Origin of the sequence: Nostoc sp. (assembly GCF_036917135.1) — a bacterium.
GTDB lineage: Bacteria > Cyanobacteriota > Cyanobacteriia > Cyanobacteriales > Nostocaceae > Nostoc.
Genome location: NZ_JBALEA010000014.1, coordinates 1 through 9769 on the forward strand (window position 1 = coordinate 1; position 9769 = coordinate 9769).

Here is a 9769-nt window from a genome sequence, read left to right on the forward strand (position 1 = left end):
CCCTAGTCCCTAGTCCCTAGTCCCTAGTCCCTAGTCCCTAGTCCCTAGTCCCTAGTCCCTAGTCCCTAGTCCCTAGTCCCTAGTCCCTAGTCCCTCCCTAGTCCCTAGTCCCTAGTCCCTAGTCCCTAGTCCCTAGTCCCCAGTCCCCAATCCCCCATTCCCTAATCCAGTTTCTCACCACTGAGGATAAAAATGGGATCAACGGCGGTAAAGCTTTGAGAAAAGCCGCGCGTCTCTAAACGGTTAACCGCAGATTGGACAACTTCAATATTTCTAGCCCTTAACAGAGAAAAGCTCTGGGAAATAGCATATAGACTTTCTAGATTAGCAGCTGTGGCTACAACCCGACCGGATGGTGGCAAATAATGCCAAGCAGCTTGTAGTATTTCCTGAATGGGGCGTCCTCCCTCGATACAAACGCGGTGAGGGGCAACCTTGAGGTTATGTAAACACTCTGGGGCACTACCTTCAACAACTTCGACATTTTTCACATCAAAGCGATCGCAGTTACGCTTGATCAGATTAGCTACTTCTTCATCCCTTTCTATAGCAATAATCTTTCCACCTGGACACAATAGCCCCACCTCTACCGGAATTGTACCTGTCCCTGCGCCAATATCCCACAATACGGAATCTGATTTTAGCTGTAGTTGGGCAATCAATAGCAGTCGGACTTCTCGCTGACTCAGGGGAATTCCTGGCAAATGTTCAAACAACTCATCGGGAATACCAGGGGTAATATAAGGCCAAAGTTGGGAGGGCATAGAATTACGCAATTATACTAAAGATATGGATTTGCCAAATTGAAAAGCGATAAGCTATAAAAACTTTTCAACCGTAGCATTATAAGAAAAGATAATGATTGGTGAAGTATTCGGCAAACGCTACGAAGTTCAGCAGCTATTAGGAAAAAAAGCAGGGCGGCGGACGCTATTAGCTCGTGACTTGAAAACTCAGGAATTAGTGGTTATCAAGTTACTTTCTTTTAGTAGTGACTTTGAGTGGGATGATCTAAAGCTGTTTGAGCGGGAAGCCGAAACTTTAAAAAACCTAGCACATCCCTCAATTCCGCGCTATTTAAACTATTTTGAGGTAGATTTACCTACCATCAAAGGATTTGCTCTAGTACAAACTTATATTCCCGCACAAACTTTAGAGCAATGCTTACAAACTGGGCGGACTTTTACCGAAGCTGAAGTCAAACAGATAGCCAAAGCACTTTTAGAGATTCTCGTTTACCTACATGGGCTGTATCCGCCTGTAATTCACCGTGATATTAAGCCTAGCAATATTTTATTGAGCGATCGCTCTGGGAATAGTGTCGGTCAACTCTATTTAGTAGATTTTGGCTCGGTTCAGACAGTCCTCGCCACAGAAATCGGCACAAGAACTGTGGTAGGAACCTATGGCTATATGCCACAGGAGCAATTTGGCGGACGCACTGTTGCAGCATCAGACCTTTATAGTTTAGGTGCAACCTTAATTTATTTAGTGACGGGTACTCACCCAGCCGATTTACCCCAAAAGGATTTTCGCATTCAGTTTGAACAAGGGGCTAATCTGAGTCCCAGCTTTAGCAATTGGTTAAAGTGGATGATTGAACCCAGTTTAGAACGGCGTTTGAGTTCTGCGAGTGCTGCACTGGCAGCTTTAGAGAAACCACAACCGACAAACCTGCCTACTTTAGTTGTTGGCAAACCAGATGGGAGTAAGATTCAACTAACCAAAAATGGGGATTCTCTAGAAATTATCGTTCCACCTGCTGGTTTTGATCCATCAATAGTATTTACAGGTTTATTTGCGATCGCCTGGAATTCATTTATCCTCTTTTGGACAATTGGCGCACTCTCGGCACCTTTTCCTACCAATATCCCCTTTGCCTTGTTCTCACTTCCTTTTTGGGGTGCTGGCTGTTTCATGGTGTATAAATTTATCTTTAATGTGTTTGGACGCATCTGCTTGCGCCTGAATGCAGAACAAATTACCCTAACCTGGGAGTTGTTTGGTTGGAAATTTTATCGTCCGCGTCCATCGCCAAGACAAAGTATCAATAAGCTGGTTTACATTCCAAAACACTTTACTAAAGGCTCTCAAGACACTAGAGTTGCCGTTCCAGCACAATTATATATTTGGTCAGGAGTACAAAAATATCAGGTTGGCGTCAGCGATGGCGGTATTAAATCCGAAACAGAACTGGAATGGCTAGCCGGTGAATTAAGCGATTGGTTAGGTTTGCCAATTACCAATCAAATTAGAAGTTAGTGGCGCTCATCATCGCTGATTCCAGGTATCCAATTTTGCCTTGACCATACTCAAATATCAAATATGTCCTATTGCGAGTTGGTGAGCTAGAAACATACCCCACCCTAACCCTCCCCAATATATCGGGGAGGGAACTATATTTGCTATTTCCCCCCAATATATCGGGGGGATTAAGGGGGGTAATTCAAGGGAAGAGTGTACTTCATTTACTTGCAAAGTGCTGTATGTACTATTGCGATCGCAGATACTTGGCACATTACCCATATTCATTTAGCAAATTGATCAAAAAAAATAGCTAATAGTTGGAAAACTTATGCTTTTATGGATGATACTGTCTTCATAGATTGTACAAATGTACTAACAAAGTTTAGATGAGACTTAATTGTAACCCTTACTACGAAACAAAATTTGGTGCTGCTTATTTGGGAAACAGCCTAGAATTAATGGCAGGTATTCTCGACGAAAGTATCGACTTAATTTGTACCTCTCCACCATTTGCATTGATTCGTAAAAAACAATACGGAAATGTTGATGCTGAGGAATATGTTGAATGGTTTAAAGATTATGCGACCCAGTTTTATCGTATTCTTAAACCAACAGGCTCACTAGTTATTGATATTGGTGGCAGTTGGATTAAAGGAATGCCAGTTCGTTCTCTTTATCATTTTGAACTGGTTGTTGCTTTGTGCAAAGCCAAAGAAAAAGGTGGACTTGGATTTTATCTTGCACAAGAATTGTATTGGTATAATCCAGCAAAACTACCCACCCCTGCCGAATGGGTAACAATTCGCAGGGAAAGAGTTAAAGATTCGGTAAATACAATTTGGTGGCTGTCAAAAGAACCGCATCCTAAAGCTAATAACAGAAGAGTTTTAAAGCCTTATAGTGATGCGATGAAAAACCTTCTTAAGAATGGTTATAAACCTAGAGTTAGACCATCAGGCCATGATATTTCCGATAAATTTGGCAAGGACAGGGGAGGAGCTATCCCCCCGAATATTATTGATGGACGTTGTAGTATAGATAAAGAAGAAATAGGGCAACAGACTCTTATACAAGAAACTTTATTTGAAGATGTAGTCCAGCCCGTAAATGTGATTTCTGCCTCGAATACTGCCTCCAACGATTATTACCAAAGGCGTTGCAAACAAGAAGGTTTTAAGCCACACCCGGCAAGATTCCCTCAAGCTTTACCAGAGTTTGTCATCAACCTTTGTACAGAACCAGGCGATATTGTTTTAGAACCTTTTGCTGGTTCTAATATGACAGGTCGAGTTGCAGAAACTTTACAAAGACGCTGGTTAGCTTTTGAGATTGATGAAGACTACATTAGAAGCTCAAAACTGAGATTTGAAGAAAATGCTCCTTTGGTTGTTGAACCTCCAGGAGATTTACCACCAATAGCAACAGAAAATGTTGATAAGAACAAATCAGTACAGTTGGGACTGTTTTAGAGGTTGTTTGAAAAGTAGTTAGCTATTATTTTAAGTACTTATAGCGGTTCCCACTCAGATGCGGTACAAAATTCGTTGGGGGGTAAGATTCAAAGCCTCTCTCCTTTTAGGAGAGAGATTTGGAGAGAGGTCAGAGTGTATTGCATACAAACGAGAAGTGCTATATTTCTATTGATTTTATTTATACCCTGTCTCTGCACGAGTGTCGAGCGCTGATCAGTGGCGAACTCATTGGATTTGAGCCATCAATGTTTATATTTAATTACAGAAGCCTTAGAGGAAATTTATATGTTTGGACTGGGATGGCCAGAAATAGCTGTAATTAGCATAGTCGCTATTCTAATTTTCGGCCCCAAAAAAATTCCTGAACTGGGAACCGCACTGGGCAAAACCCTACGAGGTTTTAAGGAAGAGATGAAAACTCCCAGCGAGGAAACCAATCAGGAAGAAGAAAAACAGTAATTGTAATTAAAGCAGTCAGAATACAGGAGTCAGTCCGTTAGCTCCTCCTGATCCTGGCTACAGCAAGGTATTAACAACAGAAGAAGGTGTGATCCCATTTTGGGAATCGACAACAGTTGTGCCAGGATTTTGTAGGTGTGTCTCTTCCTTCGCTAAACCACGTAGCTTAATTAACTTAATAGCGCGAGTCACGCTTTCTGGCAAAATTACCACCAAACTATTATCAGGAGCCATGTCTAAGCCTTTATTTATCGCTTGGGTTTCATCCAAAATTGATTCATAGCGGCTATCAGGCTTAACTTCGGTGATGCCTTGAATAATCAACTGGGCGGCTGATCCCCGTAGTCGTCCCCGTGTGTCATCGTCTTCTTTGATGATGATGTAATCAAAAATTTGTGCTGCTAGTTTACCCAAAGTCACAAAGTCTTCGTCGCGGCGATCGCCTGGACCACCAATTACGCCAATCCGTTGTCCTGTAGTCCAGTTCCGCACAAAGGAACCTACAGCTTCGTAACTGGCTGCGTTGTGGGCATAATCTACCAAAGCGTGGTAGTTGCCTAAATTAAATAGATTCATCCGTCCCGGTGTTTGACTAACTGAAGCCCGGAAAGTCTTCAAACCAGCCCGAATTTGCTCAATTGTGACGTTTTGCACGAATGCTGCCAAACTTGCAGCTAAAGCGTTGGCAATCATAAACGGCGCACGTCCGCCCATTGTTAAAGGTATATTTTCTGCTCTTTCTATGCGGTGTGTCCAATCACCTTTAACAATTGACAAATAGCCATTTTCATACACTGCTGCTACTCCGCCCTTTTGAATGTGCTTTCGCACCAATTCCGAGTCGGGGTTCATGGTGAAGTAAGCAATATTAGCCTTGGTTTTTTCTGACATGGCGGCGACGCGGCGATCGTCGGCATTGAGTACCGCATAGCCATCGGGGAATACAGCTTCCGCTACTACGCTCTTGAGGTTAGCTAGCTGCTCAATGGTATCTATATCGCCTATTCCTAAGTGGTCTGAGGCTACATTTAATACTACACCTACATTTGCGGCTTCAAAGCCCAATCCAGAGCGGAGAATGCCACCGCGAGCCGTTTCCAGCACTGCTACTTCTACTGTGGGATCTTGAAGGATGACGTGGGCACTTTGTGGTCCTGTGTTATCGCCAGCTTCTACTAAGTAATCACCGATATATGTTCCATCGGTAGTAGTATAACCTACTACTTTACCTGTCTGTTTATAAATATGTGCTAGTAGGCGGGTAGTGGTGGTTTTGCCATTAGTACCCGTGATGCTAAGGATGGGAATTTGGCTAGATTGCTCGTTGGGAAACAGCATATCCATCACTGCGCCAGCGACGTTGCGGGGAATGCCCACACTTGGAGCAACGTGCATTCGGAAACCGGGAGCGGCGTTAACTTCGACAATTACGCCATCAACTTCCCGCAGAGGACGGCTAATATCCGTGGTCACAATATCGAGTCCGGCGATATCCAAACCGATAATCTTGACTACCCGTTGTGCCAACCAGAGATTTTCTGGGTGAATTTCATCGGTACGGTCTACCGCACTACCACCTGTACTCAAGTTTGCCGTTGCTCTGAGATAACAAAGGGTTCCTTTGGGTGGCACGCTATTTAGGGTGTAGCCTTGCCTTTCTAGCAACTGGTAGCTGGTGCGGTCTAATTCAATCTTGGTTAGGACGTTATCATGTCCTTCACCGCGATTTGGGTCAAGGTTTGTTTCCTCAATCAGTTCGGCGATGGTTGATCTGCCGTTGCCAATGACATGAGCCGGGACGCGTTCGGCGACTGCGACTACTTTGCCATTTACCACTAATACCCTATGGTCGCGCCCAACATAATACCTTTCGACAATAATTGACCGGGAAACCTGTCTGGCAGCTTCATATCCGGCTTCAGCTTCTTCCCAAGTTCTGATATCAATGGTGATCCCACGTCCATGATTGCCATCTAGAGGCTTGATGACGATGGGATAGCCGCCAACTAATTCCAGGGCTTGTTCTAAATCGTCTAAGAAGTTGATCACTGTACCTCTGGGTACTGGCGCACCAGCTGCCGCGAGGATGCGTTTAGTGGCTTCTTTATCGCAAGCTAATTCTACGCCCAGAATGCTGGTGTTATCAGTCATTGTGGCTTGCATCCGCTTTTGGTTCACGCCGTAGCCTAGCTGAATCAAAAAGCGGGCTTCCAGAGACATCCAGGGAATACCTCTTTTTTCTGCTTCTTTGACGATCGCTTCGGTGGAAGGGCCCAAAGAAGCCTCACGGGTGAAGTCTTTCAGGTCTTGGATATCTTGCTCTAGTTCTGCCTTGGGATAACGGCCTCGATCAACGATGCTCTGGCACAACCTGACTGCGGCTCGTCCAGCGTAGCGTCCCGCTTCCTCATTCAGGTACTCGATCACGACTTGGTAAATTCCGGGTGTGGCAGTTTCGCGGGTGCGACCAAAGCCGACATGCATCCCTGCTAATTCCTGGAGTTCTAGGGCTACGTGTTCCACTATGTGACCGATCATAGTGCCTTCTTTGACTCGCATCAGAAAACCACCACGACAGCCAGGTGAACAATAGTGACCCTCCAGACTCGGCAGCGCCTCAACTAATCCTTCATAAAAGCCAGGGATTTCATTGGAGGGCGTCTGGCCAAGGGTTTCTAAATCGAGGCGCATGACGATCAGTTTGTGGCGTCGAATGCTCCAATAGTTTGGGCCGCGTAAGGTCTGGATCTTGAGGATTCTCATGGGAATAGGTAGATGGAGATTCGGAACCAAAATTCTAGTTTCTTACTGTAATTGACCGCTAAACTGTTCATTGCAAACAGTTTTTTCTTTTTACATGGTATTCTTATCATTTTTCTACGGTAAGAAATAAATGTGCGGTCAACCAACTTTGGATTTTAGATTGACGATAGCGTAGCGTTAGCAAGTTATCGAGGGTTTTTTGGATTGAAAGAGACTATAAAGGTACTTAGCTCCCTTAATTATTTAGATTAACGATAGCGTAGCTAATCTGAGTTGGGAGAATGGTACGCTGCAAAACCAGGATCTTTGAGATTTGTTTCGCTAACTTTCTGACGAATGACGCAGGAAAAGCTCTTTTCATCTAAAAATCCCAAATCCCAAATCTAAAATTTGCGGTCAACACAGTGTAACCTCAGATACTCTACCTCGTCAGCTGGAGAGCCGGTGTACAGCAGGCAATACAGTGCGCTGGTACAAGTGGAAGCGATCGCCGTAGCTGAGGATATGGAGACGTAAATTATGCACGGTTAATGGTTCATTAGCACCGACATGGGGTTCGTTGGTGTGGGTGAGTTCGGTGGGATCGACAATGGTAACACTGCCTTTACCCATAACCTGTAGCCAACCATCACGTTCAAACACCGCACAAGTATCTTCGTCAATGCCAATACCTAAGCGATCGGGGTGAGCTGCGATCGCACTAATCAGTCGCCCCATCCGATTCCGGTTGTTAAAGTGTTGGTCAACGATGACTTCAGGAATAAATCCTAAACCCGTTGCCATATCCACCAGGGAACGATTTGGCGTTTCTCCACTACCGCCGCCAGCAATCATGTGATGCCCCATTACTGCTGCTCCGGCGCTGGTACCGGCTAATGTCAGTTGCCCTGCCCTCACCCGTTGGCGAATAATTTCCATTGCTGGCGTATCTGCCAATACGCCACAAAGACGCAGTTGGTCTCCTCCTGTTAAAAATACCCCACTACAGGCTTCTAAGGATGCTTTGATCTGTGAGGCTTCACACTGTTCCCGTTCGCGGATGTCTAAAATCTCTACCTTCTGGGCACCCATTTCTTCAAAAATGCGAATATACCGACCACCGATGATGGCGGGTTCGCGAGAGGCAGATGGAATAATTGTAATATAAGCCTTACTAGCACCAGCACGTCCAAAAAAAGTTCTTAGGATTTCGCGCCCGTGAACCTTATCTTCTGCGCCTCCGATAACCAGAACGGCGGTTTTAGTTGCTTGGGGTGTCCTCATTTCTAGCGATTTAGCTTGTAATTGCGGCATATTGTGTTTCTCCTGTCAACAACTCTCAGGTGAATTTAACAAGGTTCAGAAGCAGCCATGATTTTTGCACTTTACTTCTTTGAGAGGACACTTTTTGGAAGTTTGGAACTGGGTCAGGCACTCTCCAAATTCTCGCTTAACGCACGCTCGCGTTGCCTTCAGTCTAAACGTGTCCGTTCCCGTTCCTCAAAACCAGCGCCTTGTTTTCACCTGTCCACTTGCAGCAGGGAAAAATAGTCTTTGGGGGCTAGATTCCCACTCTAGGGTTGGGCACGAGCAGTTAAGACTACGCTTGTTTCTGAGGCTGGTTCGATGCATCCTGGAAGTTGTTAACTTGATATGATTATTAATTTAAATGTACTTGTGACAACATTTAAACATAAATTAAGTAATTAGAAAAACTTTTGATCCCATCTAAAATCCAAGAGGTCTGGTAGTTTTAGATACTATTGATAAAGTTTAACTGGAGTTTGACCCGACCTTGGCTTGATGGTGTTTGCTAGACATTCAAATTTAAGATTAGTGTCCTCGAATACGAATAACTGTGCGCTTTGATATAGTTACGCTTTTTCCCGACTGTTTTCACTCTGTTCTCAATTCTGGGCTGCTGGGTAAAGCCTTAGCCAAACAGATTGCCGAAGTGCATCTGGTTAATCCACGGGACTTTACCACTGACAAGCACCGAAAAGTAGATGATGAACCCTACGGCGGCGGCGTTGGGATGCTAATGAAGCCAGAACCGATTTTTAGTGCTGTGGAGTCGCTGCCAATTCTACCCCGAAGAGAAATAATTTTGATGAGTCCGCAGGGTCAAACAATCAATCAACCTCTTTTGAAAGAATTGGTGACAAATTATGACCAATTAGTAGTTATTTGCGGGCATTACGAAGGAGTGGATGAGAGGGTGCTACATTTGGTAACTCGTGAGGTGTCTTTAGGTGATTTTATTCTCACTGGCGGAGAAATTCCAGCAATGGCTTTGATTAATGGTGTAGTGCGGCTATTACCCGGAACCGTTGCCAAAACGGAATCTCTCACAGCAGAAAGTTTTGAGGAAGGATTGTTGGACTATCCCCAATATACTCGTCCTGCGGATTTTCGCGGCTTAAAAGTGCCTGGTGTCTTGCTCAGTGGGAATCATGCCGCGATCGCCCGGTGGCGTTATGAACAACAAATTCAAAAAACCCGCGATCGCCGCCCTGATCTTGTGGAGAAATGGGAAGAGGGGAAGTAGGGGGAGAGGGGAAGTAGGGGGAGACGAGGGAGATGAGGGAGTATTGAGAATAACTACTATAAACAATGCCCAATGCCCAATACTTCTCTACGAGAGGCTGCGCCAACGGCTTCGCGGTAGTTGAGCGTAGTCGAAATTCAGTACAAGTGCCCAATGCCCAATGACTAATGCCCAATGACTAATGCCCAATGACTAATGCCCAATGACTAATGACTAATGACTAATGACTAATGACTAATGACTAATGACTAATGACTAATGACTAATGACTAATGACTAATGACTAATGACTAATGACTAA

7 protein-coding genes are annotated in these 9769 nt (G+C 44.7%); 4 read left to right on the forward strand and 3 right to left on the reverse strand.

Translation table 11 applies throughout. The features are described 5' to 3' along the window. Nucleotides 1-161: 161 nt before the first annotated feature. On the reverse strand, nt 162-764 hold the full coding sequence (gene cbiT, locus V7K50_RS03870; RefSeq protein WP_334957444.1) for a precorrin-6Y C5,15-methyltransferase subunit CbiT: 603 nt from the start codon (nt 762-764) through the stop codon (nt 162-164). A 94-nt stretch (nt 765-858) separates the two neighbouring features. Between cbiT and V7K50_RS03875 the strand changes: the two genes are divergently transcribed. The 3 genes from V7K50_RS03875 to tatA all read left to right on the forward strand — a co-directional run bounded on the left by V7K50_RS03875 (nt 859) and on the right by tatA (nt 4178). After that, nucleotides 859-2262 carry a serine/threonine protein kinase gene (locus V7K50_RS03875; RefSeq protein WP_334957446.1) on the forward strand — a complete coding sequence of 468 codons (1404 nt, stop codon included), beginning with the start codon at nt 859-861 and terminating at the stop codon, nt 2260-2262. Between the two features lie 371 nt (nt 2263-2633). Next, nucleotides 2634-3716: a DNA-methyltransferase gene (locus tag V7K50_RS03880; RefSeq protein ID WP_334957448.1), complete on the forward strand. Its 1083-nt coding sequence runs from the start codon at nt 2634-2636 to the stop codon at nt 3714-3716. Nucleotides 3717-4004: 288 nt separating this feature from the next. Further along, nucleotides 4005-4178: a twin-arginine translocase TatA/TatE family subunit gene (gene tatA, locus V7K50_RS03885; protein ID WP_094348761.1), complete on the forward strand. Its 174-nt coding sequence runs from the start codon at nt 4005-4007 to the stop codon at nt 4176-4178. Between the two features lie 57 nt (nt 4179-4235). On the opposite strand, the gene cphA is transcribed toward tatA, so the two are convergent. Together cphA and V7K50_RS03895 are read right to left on the reverse strand one after the other, a co-directional pair. Further along, nucleotides 4236-6941: a cyanophycin synthetase gene (gene cphA / locus V7K50_RS03890; RefSeq protein ID WP_334957454.1), complete on the reverse strand. Its 2706-nt coding sequence runs from the start codon at nt 6939-6941 to the stop codon at nt 4236-4238. Between the two features lie 429 nt (nt 6942-7370). Beyond that, a complete protein-coding gene (locus tag V7K50_RS03895; RefSeq protein ID WP_334957450.1) occupies nt 7371-8234 on the reverse strand; it encodes a cyanophycinase in 864 nt (287 codons plus the stop codon). Between the two features lie 544 nt (nt 8235-8778). Here V7K50_RS03895 and trmD point away from each other — a divergent pair. Continuing rightward, complete coding sequence (gene trmD / locus V7K50_RS03900) at nt 8779-9468, forward strand: tRNA (guanosine(37)-N1)-methyltransferase TrmD (RefSeq protein ID WP_334957452.1); 690 nt, start codon at nt 8779-8781, stop codon at nt 9466-9468. Nucleotides 9469-9769: the final 301 nt, after the last annotated feature.

What these genes read in the sequence shown, in the direction of transcription:
- cbiT (WP_334957444.1), bottom strand. Translation starts at nt 764, where the DNA reads ATGCCCTCCCAACTTTGGCCTTATATTACCCCTGGTATTCCCGATGAG.
- V7K50_RS03875 (WP_334957446.1), top strand. Translation starts at nt 859, where the DNA reads ATGATTGGTGAAGTATTCGGCAAACGCTACGAAGTTCAGCAGCTATTA.
- V7K50_RS03880 (WP_334957448.1), top strand. Translation starts at nt 2,634, where the DNA reads ATGAGACTTAATTGTAACCCTTACTACGAAACAAAATTTGGTGCTGCT.
- tatA (WP_094348761.1), top strand. Translation starts at nt 4,005, where the DNA reads ATGTTTGGACTGGGATGGCCAGAAATAGCTGTAATTAGCATAGTCGCT.
- cphA (WP_334957454.1), bottom strand. Translation starts at nt 6,941, where the DNA reads ATGAGAATCCTCAAGATCCAGACCTTACGCGGCCCAAACTATTGGAGC.
- V7K50_RS03895 (WP_334957450.1), bottom strand. Translation starts at nt 8,234, where the DNA reads ATGCCGCAATTACAAGCTAAATCGCTAGAAATGAGGACACCCCAAGCA.